Annotated in this window: 20 protein-coding genes and 1 pseudogene; 10 read left to right on the forward strand and 11 right to left on the reverse strand. The window is 62.8% G+C overall.

Annotation, left to right across the window (positions count from 1 at the left end; all coding sequences use genetic code 11):
- The 5 genes from VB618_RS19785 to VB618_RS06155 all read left to right on the forward strand — a co-directional run.
- On the forward strand, positions 1–121 hold a 121-nt coding region (locus VB618_RS19785; RefSeq protein ID WP_442931712.1), incomplete at its 5' end, for a DNA translocase FtsK.
- Between the two features lie 101 nt (positions 122–222).
- Complete coding sequence (locus VB618_RS06140; protein ID WP_329795711.1) at positions 223–1,149, forward strand: outer-membrane lipoprotein carrier protein LolA; 927 nt, start codon at positions 223–225, stop codon at positions 1,147–1,149.
- A 66-nt stretch (positions 1,150–1,215) separates the two neighbouring features.
- Entirely contained in the window at positions 1,216–2,031 is an 816-nt protein-coding gene (gene xth / locus VB618_RS06145) for an exodeoxyribonuclease III (protein ID WP_329795712.1), read from the forward strand.
- A gap of 40 nt (positions 2,032–2,071) precedes the next feature.
- Complete coding sequence (locus VB618_RS06150; protein ID WP_329795713.1) at positions 2,072–2,971, forward strand: Gfo/Idh/MocA family protein; 900 nt, start codon at positions 2,072–2,074, stop codon at positions 2,969–2,971.
- Positions 2,972–3,152: 181 nt separating this feature from the next.
- Positions 3,153–4,865, forward strand: coding sequence for a methyl-accepting chemotaxis protein (locus VB618_RS06155; protein ID WP_329795714.1), 1,713 nt, complete (start codon positions 3,153–3,155; stop codon positions 4,863–4,865).
- Between the two features lie 12 nt (positions 4,866–4,877).
- On the opposite strand, the gene VB618_RS06160 is transcribed toward VB618_RS06155, so the two are convergent.
- On the reverse strand, positions 4,878–5,372 hold the full coding sequence (locus VB618_RS06160) for a Crp/Fnr family transcriptional regulator (protein ID WP_329795715.1): 495 nt from the start codon (positions 5,370–5,372) through the stop codon (positions 4,878–4,880).
- A 10-nt stretch (positions 5,373–5,382) separates the two neighbouring features.
- Positions 5,383–6,069: a response regulator transcription factor gene (locus VB618_RS06165; RefSeq protein ID WP_329795716.1), complete on the reverse strand. Its 687-nt coding sequence runs from the start codon at positions 6,067–6,069 to the stop codon at positions 5,383–5,385.
- A gap of 233 nt (positions 6,070–6,302) precedes the next feature.
- Between VB618_RS06165 and VB618_RS06170 the strand changes: the two genes are divergently transcribed.
- A complete protein-coding gene (locus VB618_RS06170) occupies positions 6,303–6,836 on the forward strand; it encodes a L,D-transpeptidase family protein (RefSeq protein ID WP_329795717.1) in 534 nt (177 codons plus the stop codon).
- Positions 6,837–6,840: 4 nt separating this feature from the next.
- The gene (locus VB618_RS06175; RefSeq protein ID WP_329795718.1) at positions 6,841–7,689 is read left to right on the forward strand and encodes an ATP-grasp domain-containing protein; all 849 of its coding nucleotides are present in this window, start codon (positions 6,841–6,843) and stop codon (positions 7,687–7,689) included.
- A gap of 273 nt (positions 7,690–7,962) precedes the next feature.
- Here VB618_RS06175 and VB618_RS06180 read toward each other — a convergent pair.
- The 4 genes and pseudogenes from VB618_RS06180 to VB618_RS06195 all read right to left on the reverse strand — a co-directional run bounded on the left by VB618_RS06180 (position 7,963) and on the right by VB618_RS06195 (position 11,700).
- Positions 7,963–9,476, reverse strand: a pseudogene (locus VB618_RS06180) (ATP-binding cassette domain-containing protein).
- Positions 9,477–9,909: 433 nt separating this feature from the next.
- Positions 9,910–10,437: an ImmA/IrrE family metallo-endopeptidase gene (locus VB618_RS06185; protein WP_329795719.1), complete on the reverse strand. Its 528-nt coding sequence runs from the start codon at positions 10,435–10,437 to the stop codon at positions 9,910–9,912.
- Positions 10,412–10,873 carry a hypothetical protein gene (locus VB618_RS06190; protein ID WP_329795720.1) on the reverse strand — a complete coding sequence of 154 codons (462 nt, stop codon included), beginning with the start codon at positions 10,871–10,873 and terminating at the stop codon, positions 10,412–10,414. The genes VB618_RS06185 and VB618_RS06190 overlap by 26 nt, the downstream gene beginning before the upstream one ends.
- A 140-nt stretch (positions 10,874–11,013) precedes the next feature.
- Positions 11,014–11,700 (reverse strand): YggS family pyridoxal phosphate-dependent enzyme, encoded by a 687-nt coding sequence (locus VB618_RS06195; protein ID WP_329795721.1) that lies wholly within the window; start codon positions 11,698–11,700, stop codon positions 11,014–11,016.
- A 126-nt stretch (positions 11,701–11,826) separates the two neighbouring features.
- Between VB618_RS06195 and leuS the strand changes: the two genes are divergently transcribed.
- From leuS to holA, 3 genes are read left to right on the forward strand one after another with little or no spacing between them, the layout of a single operon-like run.
- Entirely contained in the window at positions 11,827–14,448 is a 2,622-nt protein-coding gene (gene leuS, locus VB618_RS06200; RefSeq protein ID WP_329795722.1) for a leucine--tRNA ligase, read from the forward strand.
- Positions 14,435–14,971: an LPS assembly lipoprotein LptE gene (gene lptE / locus VB618_RS06205; RefSeq protein WP_329795723.1), complete on the forward strand. Its 537-nt coding sequence runs from the start codon at positions 14,435–14,437 to the stop codon at positions 14,969–14,971. Before leuS ends, lptE begins: the two co-directional genes overlap by 14 nt.
- Positions 14,972–14,975: 4 nt before the next feature.
- Entirely contained in the window at positions 14,976–15,995 is a 1,020-nt protein-coding gene (holA, locus tag VB618_RS06210) for a DNA polymerase III subunit delta (RefSeq protein WP_329795724.1), read from the forward strand.
- Between the two features lie 41 nt (positions 15,996–16,036).
- Here the strand turns inward: holA and VB618_RS06215 are convergent, their stop codons facing one another.
- From VB618_RS06215 to mnmG, 5 genes are all read right to left on the reverse strand, one after another.
- Complete coding sequence (locus tag VB618_RS06215; RefSeq protein WP_329795725.1) at positions 16,037–16,453, reverse strand: DUF1801 domain-containing protein; 417 nt, start codon at positions 16,451–16,453, stop codon at positions 16,037–16,039.
- 131 nt (positions 16,454–16,584) lie between these two features.
- Positions 16,585–17,466: a ParB/RepB/Spo0J family partition protein gene (locus VB618_RS06220; RefSeq protein ID WP_329795726.1), complete on the reverse strand. Its 882-nt coding sequence runs from the start codon at positions 17,464–17,466 to the stop codon at positions 16,585–16,587.
- Between the two features lie 19 nt (positions 17,467–17,485).
- Positions 17,486–18,325, reverse strand: coding sequence for a ParA family protein (locus VB618_RS06225; protein ID WP_329795727.1), 840 nt, complete (start codon positions 18,323–18,325; stop codon positions 17,486–17,488).
- A complete protein-coding gene (gene rsmG, locus VB618_RS06230) occupies positions 18,322–18,945 on the reverse strand; it encodes a 16S rRNA (guanine(527)-N(7))-methyltransferase RsmG (protein ID WP_329795728.1) in 624 nt (207 codons plus the stop codon). The genes VB618_RS06225 and rsmG overlap by 4 nt, the downstream gene beginning before the upstream one ends.
- Positions 18,942–20,828: a tRNA uridine-5-carboxymethylaminomethyl(34) synthesis enzyme MnmG gene (gene mnmG / locus VB618_RS06235; protein ID WP_329795729.1), complete on the reverse strand. Its 1,887-nt coding sequence runs from the start codon at positions 20,826–20,828 to the stop codon at positions 18,942–18,944. The genes rsmG and mnmG overlap by 4 nt, the downstream gene beginning before the upstream one ends.
- Between the last annotated feature and the right edge of the window lie 13 nt (positions 20,829–20,841).

Raw genomic sequence — 20,841 nt, forward strand, 5'->3', positions numbered from 1 at the left:
CGGCTACAACCGGGCGGCTTCGCTCATGGAGAGGATGGAGCAGGAGGGCATCGTCGGACCCGCAAACCACGCCGGCAAACGCGAAATCCTGCTTGAATCTCCGGGAGTAGGAGGCGATTAAGCTCTAGCATCGGAACCTTGACCTCGGCCCTGCGTCATTGTTGAGCCATGTGCAATGGCCAAGCAGCCGTCATGATGGTTTCGGTCAGGAGATTCGTTAGGATGCGTCCCCTCCCCCTCGTCGTTTTGGTCACGGCCTTGTCCGCCTGTGCGGGCATCCTGCCGGCCATGGGGCAGACGCTTCCCATCGAGATGATCCTTCCGCCTGCGCGGCCGGCCGTTCAGGGTTTCAGCCGCACGGCCGCGCCCCTGCCGACCGCGTCCTTCCGTCATGCGGGATCCCTGCACCCTGCGGCCCAACCGGCCCGGCCGGTGATCGCCAGACCCGCCAACGCGGAGCAGGTGCTCGCCGCGACGGCTCCCCTGCCGCCGAGCCGCCCGGTCACGGAGGAGCCTGAAACAACTACCGAGCCCATCACGATCACGCCAAAGCCCATCGTGACCGCTTCGGCCATTCCGGTGGCCCTCAACCAGCCGCTGCCCAACAGCGTTGTGGTGGAGCGGGCCAATGCCTTCTTCACGAATCTCAGCACCATGGTGGCGGACTTCACCCAAGTGGGCGGCGACGGGCGCCGCCAGGGCGGCACGCTCTATCTCCAGCGGCCCGGCAAGGTGCGGTTCGAATACGATCCGCCGGCCACCCTGCAGGTGGTCGCCGATGGCCGCTCGGTGGCGGTGCGCGACCGCAAGCTCGCCACCCAGGATCTCTACTCGATCTCGCAGACGCCCCTGAAATTCCTCCTGCGCGAGCGGGTCAATCTCGGCCAGGACATCAAGATCACCGGCATCACCAATGACGGCAATGCGGTGCGGATCAACCTGGAGGATACCTCCACGCTCGGCGGCACCTCCCGGATCACGCTGTATTTCGATCCCCAGGTGGAGACCTTGAACCAGTGGCGCATCGTCGACGCCCAGGGATTCCAGACCGTGGTGGTGCTGGGCAAAGCCGAGCGCGGCAGCCGGATCGACCAGGACCTGTTCAAGATCCAGTACGAGGCCGTCATCGGCGCCGGCAACAACCGGTAAAGCCCGCCCTTCCCTCCGGGCGAAATCTGTCGTAGCCGGATAGGGTCTTCCAAGGGGCCTTTCTCCGTGCAACTGACTGTCTCGACCTGGAACATCAACTCCGTTCGCCTGCGCATCAATCAGGTGGGCCGCTTCCTGAAGGAGCGCCGCCCGGACATCCTGTGCCTGCAGGAGACCAAGTGCCCGAACGACAAGCTGCCCCTGAAGGACCTGCAGGCCTTCGGCTATCCCTTCGTGGTCCATATGGGCCAGAAGGGCTATAACGGCGTCGCCATCCTGTCCCGCTATCCGTTTTCCGAGACGAGCGTGATGGAGATGTGCGGCCGCCCGGATGCCCGCCACATCACGGTGACTTTGAGCCGGGAGGCGAAGGCCGCCGCGGGGCTGACGATCCATAACTTCTACGTTCCGGCCGGCGGCGACATTCCCGATCCGGATCTCAACGAGAAATTCCGGCACAAGCTCGATTTCATGGCCGAGATGCGCTCATGGGGCAGCAAGTCCAAGCCCACTGCCGGTCCTGCGATCCTCGTCGGCGACCTCAACGTGGCGCCCCTCGAGCACGACGTCTGGAGCCACAAGCAGCTTCTCGACGTGGTGAGCCATACGCCCGTGGAAACCGAGGCCCTCGAGGAGCTGCGCCAGGAGGCGGAGTGGATCGACGCCATGCGCGTACTGCGCCCCGAGCCCGAGAAGATCTATTCCTGGTGGAGCTACCGCTCGCCGGACTGGGCCGTGGCCGACAAGGGTCGTCGACTCGACCACATCTGGCTCTCGAAGGGCTTGAAGGATAGCTTGCGCACCATCGACGTCACCCGCGACACCCGCGGCTGGGAGCGTCCCTCAGATCATGCGCCGGTGACGGCGGTGCTGGAGCTGTAAGCCACGCGTCAACCCTCACACTCTCGGCGGATTCTTGGTCATGTACGGCATTGGAATTGTGGGCCTCGGCACGATGGGCCGGCGCCTCGCGGAAAGCATTAGGGCAAATCCCGCCTTCGCGATCGTTGCAGCTTACGACCCCGCAGCAGCGGAGACGACAATCCCGATGGCCGGCAGCATCGCCGAGCTTATCGACAATCCGTCCGTCCGTTGCGTCTATGTGGCGACGCCTCCGCTCACCCACGAGGAGATCGTCAGGGCAGTGGCGGGTGCCGGCAAGGCGCTTCTGTGCGAGAAGCCGCTCGCAGCCTCGCCGGAAGCAGCCCGGGTCTGCGTCGACGCGGTTGCGCGGGCGGGCATTCCGGCCGCCGTCAACTTTCCCTTCGCAACCGCTCCCGCGGCCGTCCGCCTCAAGGAGCTGGTCGAAACCGGAGCCCTTGGCGAAAACCTGTCGGCCCATCTGACGTTGCGCTTCCGGCGATGGCCCAGGGAATGGCAGCAGGGCGCCGCATCGTGGCTCGCTGGTCCTGAGCAGGGCGGCTTTACCAGGGAGGTTGTTTCCCACTTCGCCTTTCTGGCCCTGCGCTTGTTCGGCCAGGGACGCCTCACGGACTGCGCCATTGAGCGTGGCCCCATGGGCACGGAAACACAGGTCCGGGCCATTCTCCAGTTCGCGTCCGCGACCATGATTATCGATGCCGCCGTGGACGGCGACCAAGATGAGTTCAATCGCTTCGAGGTGAAGGGCTCACGAAGCTCGGCCGTCATGAGCGAGTGGTACCGCCTGACTCACGAGAGCGGCGATATCGCGCCTGAGCGGGCCGATGCCGAGCAAATCGCGGAGCTTGCCCTGCTTCTGGGCGGTCGCCCCAGCCGTCTGGCGACATTCGAGGAAGCAGCCCAGGTTGTCTCGCTCATCGAAGAGATCCTGAAATCGTAGGATCGCGCGCTTCCAATCCTCGTCTCCGATGAGGCGGGCGACCGGAATCTCCTTCGGCACCCGTGCATAAGGCTCAGGATCACGAAAGTGACCGAGGAGAATTCGCGTGCGATCACTTTTGACCAGATGTTAACCGCCGTTTGCGAAAGAGGTTGCATCACTTTCCCTAGGGTCAACAACCGTGCAGCTTCTCGCCCACCGCAAACTTTCCCATCTCACGACGGCCGCCATGGTGGCTTTCGTCGTGATGACCGCCGCCGCTCTGTTTGCAGCCGTGTCTCTTCAGACCAGCTCGGATGTCCAGAGCAAGGCGCTGGCTCAGCTGCAATCCAATGTGCGGACCTTCGTCGGCATCCTGCGCGGCTCCATCGACAGCCTGACAGTGAAGAAGGACAGCACCGGTGCCGTCACGGGGATCACGGTGAACGACGATGCGGTGTTCTACAGCGACGAGCTCGCCGACCGGATCGCCGAGGCCACGCAGGCGCCGGCAACCCTGTTCGTGAAGGACAAGACGAGCGGAGACTTCGTCCGCCGCGCCACGAACATGCGCAATCCCGATGGAACGCGCGCCGTCGGCACGGCCATGGACCGCAAAGGCGTGGTCTTCCCCATCGTCTCAGCAGGCGGCACCTATGTGGGCCAGGCGAAAATTCTCGGGCATGACTACCTTCTGGTGAACCTGCCTGTCTTCGGTCAGAGCGGACAGGTTCTTGGCGTACTCGGAAGCGGGTTTCAGGTCACCGCGCTTGAAGCCTCGGCCAGCCGTCTCATGTGGCAGATGGGCATGGTGTCCCTGGCAGCCGTCCTCGTGCTGACCCTGGCTGCGATCCTCTCGGCCCGGATGCTGTTCCGGCCGATCCCGAAGCTCGCCGGGACCATGAACGGCCTGGCCCATGGCGACACCTCCGTGACGGTTCCCTATCTCGCCTGGAAGAACGAGATCGGCGCGATGGCCCGCGCGGTGGAGATCTTCCGCGAGAACACGGTCGAACGTCAGCGGCTCGCGGTCGAACAGGCGACTGAGAGCGACGCGAAGATGCAGCGTGCCCTGAAGCTCGATGGCCTGACCCGTCAGTTCGAGGCCAATGTGTCGGCTCTGACGCAAGGGCTTGCCGCTGCCGCATCGCAGATGGAAGCGACCGCCCAGACCATGACGGCCACGGCCGAGCGGACCAACCAGCAATCCGTCAGCGTAGCGGCCGCAGCCGAGCAGACGTCGGGCAGCGTGCAGACCGTCGCGGCCGCGACCGAGGAGATGTCTATCTCGATCAGAGAGATCGCCAGACAGGTCACCCGGTCGTCCCAGATCTCGTTCGAAGCGGTTGAAAACGCCAAGCGAACCAACAGCATCGTGCAGGCGCTCTCCAGCGGTGCCGAGCGCATCGGCGACGTGGTGCAGCTGATCAGCACCATCGCGGGCCAGACCAACCTGCTGGCGCTCAACGCCACCATCGAGGCGGCCCGCGCCGGCGAGGCAGGCAAGGGCTTCGCCGTGGTGGCGTCCGAGGTGAAAAACCTGGCGACCCAGACGGCCAAGGCCACCGAGGAAATCGGTGCGCAGATCGCCCAGATCCAGGGCGCGACCCACGAAGCCGTCAGCGCGATCCACGGGATCCAGACTGTGATCGACCAGATCTCCGGCATCTCCACGGGCATTGCAGCCGCCATGGAGGAGCAGGGTGCAACGACCAGCGAGATTTCCCGCAGCGTCCAGGAGGCTGCCCGCGGAACCGGTCAGGTGACGGAGAGCATCGACAGCGTGAAGCACGGTGCAGGCGAAACGGGCGCTGCGGCAACTCAGGTGCTGGGCGCGGCGCAGGAACTCGCCCGCTATGCAGAGAACCTCAGCCGGGAGGTCGATGTCTTCCTGTCCGACGTCAAGGCGGCGTGAGGGGCAAACCCCTCACTTGTCATTCTGCGGGACGGCGGGGCTCTCCTCGCCATCGATGGCGAGGAGCTGCTGGCGCACACGCTCCAGGCCTTCCGTGAGGCGGGTCAGCTCTTCAACCATGACCTCATGGATCGCCGCGGCGGCATCCGGGAACTCCTCCAGAACCCTGCGCATGAGGCTCGGCGTCACGCGGATGATGGTGGAGGGCTCCTGCGCCGTGGCCGTGGCGCGGCGCTCGATGCGGGCGAACAGGGCGGCCTGCCCGACCAGCGCACCGGGGCCGGCCACAAAGACGGCCGGCGAGCCGTCCTCCGCAGCGTCGAGTGCGATGGACCCGCGGGTCACCACATAGCCGCCGTCTGAACGGTCGCCCTTCTTGAACAGCACATCGCCCTCGCGATAGCTGCGGGTTTCCGACGCAAAGGCAACGAGGCGCAGGGCGTCCTTCTCCAGCAGGTTGAACAGCGGAGCCTGGCTTAAGGTAGCGATGTCGTCTTCGAGCGCCATGATGATTGTTTTACGGGATCAGCTTGTAGCCGCCCGGTTCCGTGACCAGGATGCTGGCGTTGGACGGATCGGTTTCGATCTTCTGGCGCAGGCGGTAGATGTGCGTTTCCAGCGTGTGGGTGGTGACGTTGGAATTGTAGCCCCACACTTCGGTGAGCAGGGTGTCGCGCCCGACCACGGCTTGGCCGGCGCGGTAGAGATAGCGCAGGATCGCCGTCTCCTTTTCCGTCAGCTTGAGCTTGGAGCCCTTCTCGGTGGTGAGCATCTTGGAGCCGGGACGGAAGATGTAGTGCCCGATCTGGAACACCGCATCCTCGCTCGCCTCGTACTGGCGCAGCTGCGCGCGGATGCGGGCGAGCAGCACGGCAAATTTGAAGGGTTTTACCACGTAATCATTGGCGCCCGCCTCCAGGCCCATCACGGTATCGGTTTCCGACCCTTGGGCGGTGAGCATGATGATGGGGCTGCGAAAGCCGTTCTGGCGCATGACCTTGACGGCCTCGCGCCCGTCCATGTCGGGCAGGCCCACATCCATGATGGCGAGATCGATCCGGTCGCCCTTCACGGCCTCAATAGCCCCCGTGGCCGTCTCGGCGATGGTGACCTGGAACTCGTCATGGAATCCGAGCTGCTCGGCCAGGGTGTCGCGCAGATCCTGATCGTCATCCACAACGAGGAGGCGGCTGGCATTCGACATCTGAAACCCTTCACACGATGAACTGCATGTCTGCTGGAGCGGCCTTCAAACGCGAAGAACCCACAAACCTGAAGCGGTTCGTAAACCCCTTGTCGCCGCTCATGATCCGGATCGAAAAATCGCAACTTGGCCTTTACAGCCGCGCGAGCCTTGAGCTTCGGATCATCCTCGACGCATAAGAGTAGTCATTCCCAGCTTGACAACAAGGGGTTCCCCAGGCCCTTCCACTGCCGATGAAACACTCTCGCGTCAATGTTATCCGTGTTTTCCGCTCCCCGCTCGACCACCGGCGCGGGCGCCTGCAGGCGGGTAATCTCGTGATTCCGTGCGCACTCGGCCGCTCCGGCACAAGCCATGCGAAGCGGGAGGGCGACGGCGCATCGCCGGTCGGACGCTTCCGGATCCTGCAGGCCTTCTACCGGGCCGATCATGGTCCGCGCCCCCGGACCGGCCTGCCTTTGAAAGCGATCCGGCTCGGCGACGGCTGGTCCGACGACGCGAGGGACCGCCGCTACAACCGCCTCGTCCCCCTGCCCTGCTCCACCAGCCACGAAAAGATGTGGCGGGACGATCATCTCTACGACGTGGTGGTCGATATCGCCTGGAACCGTGGCCCCATCATCAAAGGCCGCGGCAGCGCCATCTTCCTGCACTTGGCCCGCCCGGGCTTCCTGCCCACGGAGGGCTGCGTGGCCGTGGAGCGCCGCATGATCCGCAGGCTTCTGGAGCGGATCGGGCCACACACGCGCATCAAGATCGTTGGATGATCGCATGATCCTGATCGCCACCTGTTCCGAATACCCGCATCCGACGCCGAACCTTGAGGCCTTGCTCGGCGCCTTGAGGGCTGAAGGGATGGAAGCGACCTATCTTCCCTGGAAGACGACGCCGCTGGAGACCTTCATCGCGACCGACGCGGTGCTGCCCCTGTGCTGCTGGGACTACTACGACGACCCCGGGCGCTTCCTTGCCTGGATCGATGCGCTCCAAGCCAGGGGCGCAAGGCTGCTCAACCCGCCTGAACTGCTGCGCTGGAATTTCCGCAAGACCTATCTGCTGGAGTTGGCTGCGGTGGGTCTTGCGGTTCCGAAGACCATCCGCGTGACCGACTCAAGTGCGGACACTGTCGCGCAGGTGATGGAACAGGAGGGCTGGAGAACGGCCGTACTCAAGCCGGTCTCGAGCCAGAATGGACATGGCATCCAGAAACTCGATCGGGCTGATCGCGCCCAATGGTCCGTTGAAGGTACAGCCGGCGACATGCTGCTGCAGGAATTCCAGGAGGATATCGGCGCGCTTGGCGAGACCACCATGACCTTCATCGACGGCGCGTTCTCCCACGCAGTCCGCCGTGTGCTGAAAGCCGGCGAGTGGCGGGCCAATCCGCAATACGGCATCACCTATGAGCGCGTCGAAGTGAGCCGGGATCTGATCGAAGCGGCGCAGGGCTATATCGATTTTCTGCCGCAGACACCGCTTTATGCCCGCGTCGACGGCCTCGTGAGATCCAGCGGCTTCATGCTGATGGAATTGGAGCTGATCGATCCGTATCTCTATCTCGAATTCGCTCCCGGCAGCGCCGATGTGATGGCGCGGGCCGTTCTGCAGCGACTTGGATAGACGGCGGGGTTCAAGATCGTGGCGCACCGCAAAGCCCTCCTCCCCCTTGTGGGGAGGAGTTGGAGGTGGGGGTGCCGGCGTTAAGCTGGTCCAGTTCAGCGCTCGCACCCCCACCCTTGATCCCTCCCCACAAGGGGGAGGGAAATCGCGCCTGCATCCCACAGTGAATCATCCGTGATTTGCGGGACGGATGCTTGAGCGGACAGCGCAAGGAGAAGACGTGGATGCCCGGCACAAGGCCGGGCATGACGTCGAGAGATGGGCAGGCGCATCTCACCCCAGCATCGTCCTGTAAAACTCCTCTGGCCCGTCGATCTCCCGCAATCTGTTCCTGTCGATGAGCAGAAAGCGGGTGCCGATGGCGGTCACGAAGCTCCGGTCGTGGGAGACAACGATGCAGGTAGCCTCAGCCTCGAGGATCTCGCTTTCCAGTTGCTCGCGGCCCGGAATGTCCACGTGGTTGGTGGGCTCGTCCATCAAATAGAAGTTCGGCTCGGAGAGGCGCAGCGCCAAAAGGCCGAGCCGAGCCTTCTGGCCCGGCGAGAGCTTTGCAATCGGCAGTGCCTGCCACTCAATGGAGAAGCCTGCCTCCGCCAGAACCGCGCGGCTGCGCTGATCGCCGAGGCGGAACCGCGACAGGATAAAGTCGTGCGCCGTTACCTTCTCGGGTAATTGCTGCATGTCCTGATCCACGTAGCCCAGCGCCAGGCTCGGGTTCACCCGAATGCCGGGCAAACCGTCGGGCGCCAGCATTGCCCGGTGCAGCAAGCCGATGAGCTGTGACTTGCCCGCGCCGTTGCGGCCCAGCACGACGATGCGCTCGCCCTGCGCCACTTCGAGCTTGGGGATTGTGAAGAGCTTGCGCTCATCGGGCGTGTGCACCGTCACGTTCTCCAGCGCCATGAGCACCCGCGCATGGGTGCCGCGATTGCCGAGCCGGATTTCACCCGGCCGTTCCTTGTGAACAATGCGGGCGCTCTGCTCCAGCGCTTCAGCCCGGCGCCTGATCTGCGCCGACTTCACCTGCGCGGCATCGCTGCCGCTGTTGATGCCGACATTGCGCAGCGCCGAGGCGCTCTGGCGCAGGCGCTTCACTTCACGCAAGGTCCTCTCCCGCTGCACTTGAGCTGCCGCATCGTGCGCCTCCAGCAGGTCGCGGGCGCGCCGGTAGGGATGCCCGAAGGCAATGGATTCCTCGGGCCGCAGGAACAGCGTCTTGCTCGTGCAGGCATCGAGAAAATCGCGGTCGTGGCTCGCCACCACGATGGGCGCGGTATAACCCGCCGTATTGATCCAGGATTCGAGCTTGAACAGCTTCTCGAGGTCGAGGTGGTTTGTCGGCTCATCCAGGAGCAGCATGTCGGGCTGCGTGACCAGGCCCGGGCGATGAGCGCAAGGCGCTGCCAGCCACCGCTGAGAGCGCGCATGGGCAAGGTGCGCAGATCGGCCGGCGCCTCGAACTCGTCGAGCACCATGTCGACGCGCCATTCCTGGGTTACACGCTCGTCAGCCGGGAGCGCGGTAAGCAGCATGTCGTGCAGCGTCAGGTCGAGCAGATGTGCAGGAACGTCTTGTTCGACCAGCGCGACACGCAAGCCCCGCGAACCGACGATGTCTCCCTCGGTCGGCTCCATGTGGCCGGCGAGACATTTGAGAAGCGTCGATTTTCCCGCGCCATTGGCGGCAACGAGGCCGAGACGGTCGCCCTCGCCGATGACGAGGGTCAGGTTCTGGAACAGGGGCGTGTGGGCGATGACGCCGACATTGCGAAGATTCAGGGAAGTCATTTTTTGGATCTCATCGGTGCGGCGCGCTTGGGCCTGAGGCCATGGGGAGCGCGAAAGTCTTGAACGTGTCGGACGTGCCTTGAGCCATGCGAGGCGAGAGGCGCGACAAGCCGTTCAGAGCTGACCAGAATGAGATGAGGACGGTGAGAAAAAAGCCGTCAGATCCGTTCGATGGCCGGCCCTGCAACAAGCTGCTGCAGGGCATGCCAGGGGCCGAACATGCGCAGATGCATCGCTTCCAACATGCAGCCCTCCCTGGTTCGAACGTGGATCTAGGTCGCAAGCTTAACCAAGATGCGCTGTAGATGCAATTCAACCCGCAAGGATGCATGCCGCGCTACGATGAGATCGGCAAAGCTGTAGTTTGTAAGATTCCTAAGCTTTCTGCAGAGCGGCCGCTGGTACCTAGTTCAGGTTTAGAGAAATTGAATGATTATCCAACCCGCTCAGCGAAAGCCCTAGGTTTAAGGTCGAGACTTGCTAGTCGGTGTCTCATTGCCTCTGATGATACTTGAAATATTTTGGAGAGCCTCTCTAATTCTCCATTTAGCTCGTAAAAGTACCGTTTTACAAGATGTGCCGGCATGAGGAGATTAGCAGCAAAACGATTGGCCTCAGTTTCATGTTGAGGCAAAATGCTTGTGTTGTGAAACTTGCCAGCATCTATGCTGCGGTAAGCTCGATTGTCATCCGTACCCTCACCTAGAAGATCTCTATGCATAAGGTAATGGCCAAGCTCATGCGCCATAGTAAAACGCTGTCTGTAGTAATGGTCATTTACGTTTACCGCCACGTGAAATCGGTCGCCATCTACGCGTTCAATTTGACCGGCAATTTCAGGATGTAGAACAGCTTTTTTATCCAGAGAAACCCCGAAAGATCTAATCAAACCCTCAATGTTTACTGGCGCGTCGTTCTGAAACGACTTAATTTTCTCAAGTACGTTCATCTGCATCACCATCTAGAGCTTCCACAATTTCTTCGGCTTCGTTCTGATCAACGTCTCCGAAAAGAGTTTCGTTCGTTTCTCTAGTCGCTGTTATGAGAAGACTAGGATCACTTTTCAATGCTGAGATGATCAGTTCCGGAGTTAAAAGCCTAGGAAGCTGTTCTATTGCCTCAGCCTTGGCCCTATCTTCGGCTGTCCTTACCACCAACTCCTTTGCTTCTTTATAACCCCAAACAGCCATGATCGCTATGAAAAACGCACCCAAAGCGATCATTAATCCCAATCCTGTCAAGAGAATTGAGACAAAGTCTGCGTATTCTAAAGATGGTCTACTCGCCTTATGAAATAAATTCAAAATAGAAGGCTGAGGAGCTACTACAGTAGCTTCTTTCGCAGTGAACCACATTCCCATCAGAAGGAATGAGAAGCCACCTGTGTAAAGGGCCAAATGGCCACCGAGCCGCAATAATCGTCCTGAGCTTCGCATACTTAACCGCTCGTTTGCCAATCAGCTTCTGATAGTAAAGCAACTTAGCTGAGAGATATACTATATCTCCAACACGCCTTATCTTTATCAACCAAAAGTCATCAGACTTTGGGTTGGAGCGATCTCGCCCCGAAGATCGCGCTGCCCACCCGCACGTGGGTGGCCCCTAACTGGATGGCCGCGTCGAAATCGGCGCTCATGCCCATGGACAGCACTTTTAGGCCGTGGCTCTGGGCGATGGTGTTGAGCAGGGCGAAATGCGGCGACGGCGGGTCCTCGGCCGGCGGGATGCACATGAGGCCTTCGACCGTGAGGCCATATTTGGTGCGGCAGGCCTCCAGGAAGGCATCGACCTCGGTAGGGGTCACCCCGCCCTTCTGCGGCTCCTCGCCGGTGTTCACCTGCACGAAGAGGCGTGGCCGCTTGCCCTGCTTGGCCATCTCCTTGGCGAGCGCCTCCGCTAAGGACGGGCGGTCGAGGGTGTGGATCGCGTCGAATAGCTCCACCGCCTCACGCGCCTTGTTGGACTGGAGCGGGCCGATCATGTGGAGTTCCACGTCGGGGTAACGCTCGCGGAGGCCAAGCCACTTGGCCTTGGCTCCCTGCACGTAGTTCTCGCCGAAGACCCGCTGGCCGGCGGCGAGCACCGGCTCGATGGCCTCTGCGGGAAAGGTCTTCGAGACGGCCACCAGGGTGATGGAGGACGGCTCCCGGCCATAGTCGGATGCGGCGCGCGAAATACTCTCCCTCACCTGCCTCAAGCCTGCGACAGCGTCGTTCTCGCTCATGGGACCCTCTCAAGACATTCTCGCATACGCGAGACCGTTGACCGCGCGGGAGAGCTGTGTCCTAGTCCGCCGCAACGTGGCGGCGCAAGCCGCTTGAATCCCTAAACGACGGATGATTTGAGAAAAATGAGGCCCGAGCGCTACAACGCCAAGGAAGCCGAGCTGAAATGGCGGAAGGTCTGGAACGACCGCGACCTGTTCAAGACCAACAACGACGACCCGCGTCCGAAATATTACGTGCTCGAGATGTTCCCGTATCCGTCGGGACGCATCCACATGGGCCACGTGCGCAACTACACCATGGGTGACGTGGTGGCGCGCTACAAGCGGGCCCGCGGCTTCAACGTGCTCCATCCCATGGGCTGGGACGCCTTCGGCATGCCGGCCGAAAACGCCGCCATGCAGAACAAGGTCCACCCGAAGGAATGGACCTACGCCAACATCGCCACGATGCGCGCGCAGCTGCAGAGCATGGGTCTCGCCATCGACTGGAGCCGCGAGATCGCCACCTGCGATCCGAGCTATTACCGGCACCAGCAGCGCATGTTCCTGGACTTCCTGGAAGCCGGCCTCGTCGACCGCAAGACCGCGAAGGTGAACTGGGATCCGGTTGACCACACGGTGCTCGCCAACGAGCAGGTGATCGACGGGCGCGGCTGGCGCTCCGGCGCCCTGGTCGAGCAGCGCGAGCTGACCCAGTGGTTTTTGAGGATCACCGATTTCGCTCAGGACCTAGACGAGCGGCTCGATACGCTCGACCGCTGGCCCGAGAAGGTGCGCCTGATGCAGCGCAACTGGATTGGCCGCTCCGAAGGCCTGCTGGTGCGCTTCGCCCTGAAGCCGGAGACCGTGCCGAACGGCGAGACCGAGCTGCAGATCTACACCACGCGCCCCGACACCCTGTTCGGCGCGAAGTTCATGGCGGTTGCGCCCGATCATCCGCTGGCGAAGGCCGCGTCCGAGAAGAACCCGGAATTGGCGGCCTTCATCGAGGAATGCAAGCGCGTCGGCACGGCCCAGGAGGCCATCGACAAGGCCGAGAAGCTCGGGTTCGACACCGGCATCCGCGCCGAGCATCCGTTCGACCCGAGCTGGACGCTGCCGGTCTATGTGGCGAACTTCATCCTGATGGAATACGGCACCGGCGCCATCTTCGGCTGCCCGGCGCATGACCAGCGCGACCTGGACTTCGTCAACAAGTATGGGCTGGGCAATACCCCCGTGGTCTGCCCGCCGGACCAGGATCCCGCCAGCTTCATCATCACCGATGAGGCCTATGACGGCGAAGGCCGGATGATCAATTCCCGCTTCCTCGATGGAATGACCATCGAGGAAGCCAAGGAAGAGGTCGCCCGCCGCCTGGAAGGCGAGACCCGCGGCAATCACGCGGTCGCCGAGCGCAAGGTCAACTTCCGCCTGCGCGACTGGGGCATCTCGCGCCAGCGCTACTGGGGCTGCCCGATTCCGGTCATCCATTGCGAGACGTGCGGCGGCGTGCCGGTGCCGAAGGATCAGCTGCCCGTGGTGCTGCCGGAGGACGTGTCCTTCGACGTGCCGGGCAATCCGCTTGATCGTCATGCAAGCTGGAAGAACGTGGATTGCCCGCAATGCGGCGCCAAGGCCCGGCGCGAGACCGACACCATGGACACCTTCGTGGACTCGTCCTGGTACTTCGCCCGCTTCACGGATCCAACCCTGACGGATCAGCCGACGGACCGCGCGACGGTCGATGCCTGGCTGCCGGTCGATCAGTATATCGGCGGCATCGAGCATGCGATCCTGCACCTGCTCTATTCGCGCTTCTTCACCCGCGCGATGAAGAAGACGGGACACGCCGGCCTCGACGAGCCCTTCGCCGGCCTGTTCACGCAGGGCATGGTGGTGCACGAGACCTACAAGGATCAGAGCGGCGGTTGGGTGCTGCCCTCCGATGTGCGCTTCGAGACGCAAGGCGCGGCGCGAAAAGCCTTCCATGTGGAGACCGGCGCCCCAATCGAGATCGGCTCGATCGAGAAGATGTCGAAGTCGAAGAAGAACACGGTCGATCCAGACGAGATCATCGCATCCTACGGGGCTGATACCGCGCGCTGGTTCATGCTGTCCGACTCCCCGCCGGAGCGCGACGTGATCTGGACCGAGGAAGGCGTGCAGGGTGCGGGCCGTTTCATCCAGCGCGTGTGGCGCCTGATCGGCGAGGTCGCGGACCGTATGGCAGGCCCCAACGGCGCTTCTGCCGAGGATCCGATTGCGCTCGCCGTGCGCAAGGCTGCGCACAAGGCGCTCGCCGCCGTCGAGGAGGATGTGGAGCGCCTGCGTTTCAACCGCTGCGTCGCCCATCTCTATGAGTTGGCCAACTCGCTGCAGGACCTGGCGAACCAGGCGAAGAGCACCAACGAGCCGGGTGTCGGCACAGCCTTTGCCGAGGCCGGGCGCATCTTCGTGCAGCTGCTCGCCCCCATGATGCCGCATCTGGCGGAGGAATGCTGGGAATCCTTGGGCCAATCCGGTCTCGTGGCCAATGCCCCCTGGCCGCAGGTGGACCGCTCGCTGCTGGTCGAGGACACGATCACCCTGCCGGTGCAGGTGAACGGCAAGAAGCGGGCCGACGTGACGGTTGCCCGCGACGCCGATCAGGCTACAGTCGAGGCTGCCGTGCTTGCTCTCGAGGCCGTGCAGAAGGCCATGGAGGGCAAGCCCGCCCGCAAGATCATCGTCGTTCCCCAGAGGATCGTGAATGTCGTCGCTTAACCTGAAGGGCCTCGCCCACATCGCTCTTGTGGCAGGCCTTATCTTAAGCCTGTCCGCCTGCTTCCGGCCTCTTCATGGCCCGACGGCTTCGGGGCAATCGCTCCAGACGGAGCTTGCCTCCATCGACGTGCCGGAGGTGGAATGGCCGCCTCAGCTGGCCAATGCAGGCCATTACCTGCGCAGCGAGCTGATCTATGCGCTGAACGGCTCGGGATCGGCGACGCCCAAGCGCTACAATCTGCGTCTCGCCTTCACGAAATCGCAGACGAGCCCGGTCGTCGACACACAATACGGTACGGCAAGCTCCGTCATCGTCGGCGGAACGCTGACCTATACGCTGACAACCCTCGACGGAGCCACGGTGATCACCCAGGGTACGGCCACCTCCAGCGCCAGCTTCGACCGTTTCCCGCAGCGCTTCGCCAACATCCGGGCGGCGCGCGACGCGGAGATCAGGCTCACCAAGGATCTCGCCGATCAGGTGAGAACCCGGCTGTCGGCGGTCCTCGCCACCCGAACCTGACATCATGGTGGCCATCAAAGCCGGTGACGTGGAGGGGGCGCTGCGTCGCCCCGATCCGCGCATCGGTGTGTTCCTGTTCTACGGGCCCGACATGGGCCTCATCAACGAGCGCGCCCGCATGGTGGCCGAGCGCTCCGTGGATGACGCCTCCGACCCGTTCCAGATGATCCGCATTGACGGCGACGACATCGCGGCCGATCCGGGCCGCCTGTCGGACGAGGCCGGCACCATGGGGTTATTCGGCGGCAAGCGTGCCATCTGGGTGAAATCCACCTCCCGCAACATCGCGCCGGCCGTCGACGCCGTCCTGAAAGGCGAATTGCAGGACACGGTGATCGTCATCGAAGGCGGCGATCTGCAGAAATCGTCACCCCTGCGCACTCTCTGCGAGCGCTCGCAGAAGGCGCTGGCCCTGCCCTGCTACGCGGATACCGGTCGCGATCTCGGCACAGTGGTCGACGAAGCATTGAAAGCTAATGGCTTTTCGATCCAGCGCGAGGCGCGTACGGCCCTGATCGCGAGCCTCGGCGGCGACCGCCTCGCCACCCGCGGCGAGCTCAACAAGCTGATGCTCTATGCCCATGGCCAGCGGGAGATCACGCTCGCCGACGTGGATGCCATCATGAGCGACGTGTCGAGCCTCGCCATGGATGCGGTGATCGACGCGGCTTTCGCCGGCGAAGGCACGGGCCTTGAGACCGGCTCCCGGCGCCTCGCGGCCGAGGGCGTGAATGCGAGCGTGCTGCTCGGAGCGGCTCTGCGCCATGCCCTGATGCTGCTGACCGCACGCCTCACCATCGAGGAAGGTCGCTCGATCCCGGCCGTCATGGAAACCATGCGCAGCCTGCATTTCCGGCGCAAGCCCTTGGTCGAGCGCCACCTTCAGCGCTGGACCGGCGACAGCCTGAAGAACGCGATCTCCCTGCTGCAGACAAACCTGCTCCAGACCCGCCGCATGGCCGATCTCGCCGACACCATCGCGGCCAAGACTTTGCTCGATATTGCAAGAGCGGCGAGGCGCTGAACCTGGGCTGCCCTAGTTTGATGCCGCACTGAAACCTTGCCTCAGCTCGCCCGGTCTTTGTGGTAGGTCAGCGCCATGGCCACGCAATGCTTGAAGGGATCGACAGACAATCGGCTCCCGGCTTCGAAGACTAATGCACGATTGCCCTGAAAGGTGAACTCCGTCGGATAGAGTTCCCGGAATGTGGAGACGAGGGTCGTCTGGCAGTGGAAAAAGACCGCATAATGCGCTGCCTCTCCCTTCACTGCATCGATCCTAATCGTCGTTCCGATCTTCGACCGCGAGGGCAGGTAAGCGGGCTGCCCCCACTTCAGGGTCTCGATGACCTCTCCAACGGAAGGTATCTCACTCGCGGTCGCCAGAATGAGATCCCGCACCTGCAGCAGCGGTTGTCTGACCGCCGGAGGGTAAGCCTTGAAGATCGCTTCCACCTGAAGATCGCCGAAGGGAACCATCATGGGCCATCCTAAATCCATCCGGTCCCATGTTATTGCATAGCAATATCCTGGCAATGGATCGGATGAGTGAACTTCCTGACGGCGTTTGGGTTTGGGTCCAGTCATGCCCTGCCCATTTCAGGCACGAGTCTTTACGGATTCAACCGCCGGCACAGCCCGTCGAGCTGGTCCAAGGTCTTGTATTTGATGCGCAATTCGCCGCCCTGGCCCTTGTGGTCGATTCTGACGGTGAGGCCGAGAACGTCCTGCAGGGCTTTCTCGAGAGCGCGGGTATCGGGGTCCTTCTCGGTCGGTCCGGGCTTAGAAGCTTTCACTGCTGCCTTAGACGAACCGCCCGAATCCCCCTGGGCGATCTCCTCCACCTGGCGCACGCTCATGCCCTCGTCGATGACGCGCTTGGCCACCTGAATCGGGTCGTTCACGGAAAGAAGCGCGCGGCCATGGCCGGCCGTGAGCTTGCGGTCGATCAGCAGCTTGCGCACCGGAGCCGGCAGCTCGGCGAGGCGCAGCATGTTGGCGATATGGCTGCGGCTCTTGCCGATGATCTTCGACAGATTCTCCTGGGTGTAGGAGAACTCGGCCATCAGGCGCGAGTAGCCCTCCGCCTCCTCGATGGGGTTGAGATCGGCCCGCTGAACGTTCTCGAGAATGGCGTATTCGAGCGAGGTCTTGTCGTCGATCTGAACGACCACCACCGGCACCCGGTGTAGCCCCGCCTTCTGGGCCGCGCGCCAGCGGCGCTCGCCGGCCACGATCTCGTATTCGTCCCTGTGGTTCGGCAAGGGCCGCACGACGATGGGCTGGATGATGCCGCGATCCTTGATCGACTGGGTCAGCTCGCTCAGGTCTGTGTCGTCGAACACTTTGCGCGGATTGCGCGGGTTCGCGCGCAGGAGTTCCACGGGCACGGATTTCGGCGTGTAGCCCTTGCGCTCGAGGGTGCCCATCTCCTCGCCGACCTCACCGATGAGGGCGGCCAATCCACGGCCCAGCGATTTTACTTCTTTAGCCATTTTCGTCTTCTCAACTTTTTCACGCAGCGCGCAGGGCGCGTTCGCGCTGGATGACTTCGGAGGCCAGACGCAGATAAGCCTGCGAGCCGGCGCATTTCAGATCGTAGAGCAGAACCGGCTTGCCGTGGGACGGCGCTTCGGACACGCGCACGTTGCGCGGGATCATGGTCTCGTAAACCTTGGTGCCCATGAACTGGCGCACATCAGCCACGACCTGACCGGACAAGTTGTTGCGCGGGTCGAACATGGTCAGCACGACCCCGTGGATCGTCAGCTCCGGATTGAGAGCCGAACGGACCTGCTCGACCGTCTTGAGCAGCTGGCTGAGGCCTTCCAGAGCAAAAAATTCGCACTGAAGCGGCACCAGGACGGCGTCAGCAGCGGTTAAGGCGTTGATGGTCAGAAGATTAAGCGATGGCGGGCAATCGATCAAAATATAGGTAAATGGTTCGCTTACCTCAGCGACCGAAAGTTCCTGAATCGCTGAGCGAAGGCGATGGGCACGGTTCCGCTCGTTGGCGATCTCCAGTTCGATACCGAGGAGGTCGAGAGTCGACGGGGCGACCGACAATCCAGGCACTACCGTCTCGGTGATACTCTCCTCCAAGGACGCCTCGCCGGCGAGCACGTGATAGGTCGAGGTCTGCCGGTTCTTGCGGTCGATGCCGAGACCTGTCGAGGCGTTGCCCTGCGGGTCGAGATCGATGATCAGCACCCTCTCGCCGATCGCGGCCAGCGCAGTGCCCAGATTGATCGCCGTCGTAGTCTTTCCGACGCCGCCCTTCTGGTTGGCGAGCACGAGAACGCGCGGCTTCACCCCACGCGCGCCTGCTTCGGGTCCGTTGCGGTCGGTCATCATGAATGGCTCTCGATGGAGGTTATGCGGAGAATCCTGGCGCTGGAATCGGTCGAGCTCGGCAGGGTCTCCGCCTCGAATGTCCACTGTTTCCGGGCCTCGGTCAATTCAATCTCGGCGTCGCGACCTTTGGGGAAGAGGCCGATTGTCCCCGCTTTCAACAATGGCGCGGTCCAGTCCAGCAGCTGCGGCAGCGCCGCGAGAGCACGGGCCGAGACCACGTCGACCTTGCCGATGAAGCCTGGAACGACGGCTTCCAACCGCGCTTCATGCACGGTTGCGGCCGAGCCAGTCAGCCGCACGATGTGGCGGAGAAAGGTGCATTTTCGCGAGTTGCTCTCGACAAGGTGTACCTTCAGCCCCCTGTCCGCCCCTGCGATGGCAAGAACCAGACCGGGAAAACCGGCCCCGGAGCCGAGGTCGAGCCACGTTTTGGCATCAGGGACGAGGTCCAGAAGCTGGAGCGAATCGACGATGTGACGCTCCCAGATCTGGTCGAGCGTGGCCGGGCCGACGAGGTTCTTGATCACCTGCCAGCGGCGAAGCTCTCGCTCCAGCAGCTCAAGCTTCTCGAATGTTTCACGTGAAACATTTAGGCTGGATGCGGTGACAGTTGAGGTCATGCCTGCACCGGATCGATGTTACGGGCAGCGCGGTTAGGCGCCTTGCGGGCATGAGCGGCTAGAAGGGTTAGAGCCGCAGGCGTGATGCCCTCAATGCGGGCGGCCTGGCCGAGGGTCTTGGGACGCACCCTGTCGAGCTTGGACTTGATCTCATTTGAAAGCCCAGGCAGCCCCTGAAAATCGATGCTCTCCTCCAGCACCACGCTCTCGTCCCGCCGGTAAGCGGCAATATCTGCCTGCTGCCGGTCGAGATAGACTGCATAGGTAGCATCCGTCTCCAGGCGCTCGCGGACAGAACCGCTGACGGAAGCGAGGTCCGGCCAGATCCGCTCCAGGTCGGACCAACCGATATTGGGGTAGGAGAGAAGCTGGTAGGCCGAGCGGCGAATGCCATCCTGGTTCAGCTCCAGCCCATGCCCCGCCGCTTCCTTAGGCGTCACGGCTAAGGTCTGAAGCTGCTGCCGGGTGCCCCGGATCTCTTCTTGAGACCGGCGAAAATGCTCTTCGCGCTGCGAACCGACGCAGCCGATCTCCAGTCCCTTGCCAGTCAGACGCTCGTCCACGTTGTCGATGCGCAGGCTCAGGCGGTACTCGGACCGGGACGTGAACATACGGTAGGGCTCGCTCACCCCACGGGTGATCAGGTCGTCGACAAGCACGCCGATATAGGACTCGGCCCGGTCGAATACGATGCTTGCCTCGCTGGCTGCCCGGCGCGCGGCATTGAGGCCGGCCACCAGCCCTTGAGCGGCCGCCTCCTCATAGCCGGTGGTGCCGTTGATCTGGCCGGCGAGAAAAAGCCCCTGCACCGCCTTGGTCTCGAGCCCGGCCGTGAGGTTACGCGGATCCACATAGTCATACTCGATGGCATAGGCCGGCTGGAGCATATGCACCTTTTCCAGGCCGGGAATGTGCTTGAGAAATTCAAGCTGCACATCCTCCGGCAGGGAGGTGGAAATCCCGTTGGGATAAACGGTGCAATCGTCGAGGCCTTCCGGCTCCAGAAAAATCTGGTGCCCATCACGGTCGCCGAAGCGCACCACCTTGTCCTCGATGGACGGGCAATAGCGCGGCCCGGTACCCTGGATCTCGCCCGAATACATGGCCGAACGGTGCAGGTTATCGCGAACGAGCGTGTGTACCTTGGCCGTCGTGCGGGTAACGCCGCACTCGATCTGCGGATTGGTGATGCGGGTGGTGAGCAGGGAGAACGGCACCGGCTCGTCGTCGGCTGCCTGCTTGTCGACACCGGCCCAATCAATGGTACGGCCGTCGAGGCGGGGCGGGGTGCCGGTTTTCAGGCGGCCGAGAGTGAAGCCGAGCCGGGCAAAGGTCTTGGGCAAGCCGAGCGACGGGCGCTCGCCCATGCGGCCAGCCGGGATTTTCTTCTCGCCGATATGGATCAGACCGGAGAGGAAGGTGCCGGTGGTAATGACCACCGCACCGGCCGCGAGCCGATGCCCATCGGTGAGCAGCAGGCCAGCGATCCGGTTCTCCTGAACGATAAGGTCGTCGGCCTCACCCTCCACAATGATGAGGTTCGGTGTGTTCAGAAGCTCCGCCTGCATGGCTCGGGCATAGAGCTTGCGGTCGGCCTGGGTACGGGGGCCGCGTACGGCCGGCCCCTTGCGGCGATTGAGAAGGCGAAACTGGATGCCGGCCCTGTCGGCGATGCGGCCCATGATGCCGTCAAGAGCATCGATCTCGCGCACGAGATGGCCCTTGCCAAGGCCGCCGATGGCCGGGTTGCATGACATGGCACCAACGGTCGAGAGCTTATGCGTAACGAGAGCCGTCCGTGTGCCCAGGCGCGCAGCGGCCGCAGCCGCCTCGGCTCCGGCATGGCCACCGCCCACGACGATCACGTCGAACGAAGAACTCATGATGGTCTCCATA

This window comes from Microvirga sp. CF3062 (assembly GCF_036314045.1).
Taxonomy (GTDB): domain Bacteria; phylum Pseudomonadota; class Alphaproteobacteria; order Rhizobiales; family Beijerinckiaceae; genus Microvirga.

What these genes read in the sequence shown, in the direction of transcription:
- VB618_RS06215 (WP_329795725.1), bottom strand. Translation starts at nt 16,453, where the DNA reads ATGATGGTTCCCTTCGGCGATCTTCAGGTGGAAGCGATCTTCAAGGCT.
- VB618_RS06170 (WP_329795717.1), top strand. Translation starts at nt 6,303, where the DNA reads ATGAAACACTCTCGCGTCAATGTTATCCGTGTTTTCCGCTCCCCGCTC.
- VB618_RS06140 (WP_329795711.1), top strand. Translation starts at nt 223, where the DNA reads ATGCGTCCCCTCCCCCTCGTCGTTTTGGTCACGGCCTTGTCCGCCTGT.
- VB618_RS06150 (WP_329795713.1), top strand. Translation starts at nt 2,072, where the DNA reads ATGTACGGCATTGGAATTGTGGGCCTCGGCACGATGGGCCGGCGCCTC.
- VB618_RS06185 (WP_329795719.1), bottom strand. Translation starts at nt 10,437, where the DNA reads ATGGTGATGCAGATGAACGTACTTGAGAAAATTAAGTCGTTTCAGAAC.
- mnmG (WP_329795729.1), bottom strand. Translation starts at nt 20,828, where the DNA reads ATGAGTTCTTCGTTCGACGTGATCGTCGTGGGCGGTGGCCATGCCGGA.
- VB618_RS06165 (WP_329795716.1), bottom strand. Translation starts at nt 6,069, where the DNA reads ATGTCGAATGCCAGCCGCCTCCTCGTTGTGGATGACGATCAGGATCTG.
- rsmG (WP_329795728.1), bottom strand. Translation starts at nt 18,945, where the DNA reads ATGACCTCAACTGTCACCGCATCCAGCCTAAATGTTTCACGTGAAACA.
- lptE (WP_329795723.1), top strand. Translation starts at nt 14,435, where the DNA reads ATGTCGTCGCTTAACCTGAAGGGCCTCGCCCACATCGCTCTTGTGGCA.
- VB618_RS06220 (WP_329795726.1), bottom strand. Translation starts at nt 17,466, where the DNA reads ATGGCTAAAGAAGTAAAATCGCTGGGCCGTGGATTGGCCGCCCTCATC.
- VB618_RS06160 (WP_329795715.1), bottom strand. Translation starts at nt 5,372, where the DNA reads ATGGCGCTCGAAGACGACATCGCTACCTTAAGCCAGGCTCCGCTGTTC.
- holA (WP_329795724.1), top strand. Translation starts at nt 14,976, where the DNA reads ATGGTGGCCATCAAAGCCGGTGACGTGGAGGGGGCGCTGCGTCGCCCC.
- VB618_RS06175 (WP_329795718.1), top strand. Translation starts at nt 6,841, where the DNA reads ATGATCCTGATCGCCACCTGTTCCGAATACCCGCATCCGACGCCGAAC.
- VB618_RS06225 (WP_329795727.1), bottom strand. Translation starts at nt 18,325, where the DNA reads ATGATGACCGACCGCAACGGACCCGAAGCAGGCGCGCGTGGGGTGAAG.
- VB618_RS06195 (WP_329795721.1), bottom strand. Translation starts at nt 11,700, where the DNA reads ATGAGCGAGAACGACGCTGTCGCAGGCTTGAGGCAGGTGAGGGAGAGT.
- leuS (WP_329795722.1), top strand. Translation starts at nt 11,827, where the DNA reads ATGAGGCCCGAGCGCTACAACGCCAAGGAAGCCGAGCTGAAATGGCGG.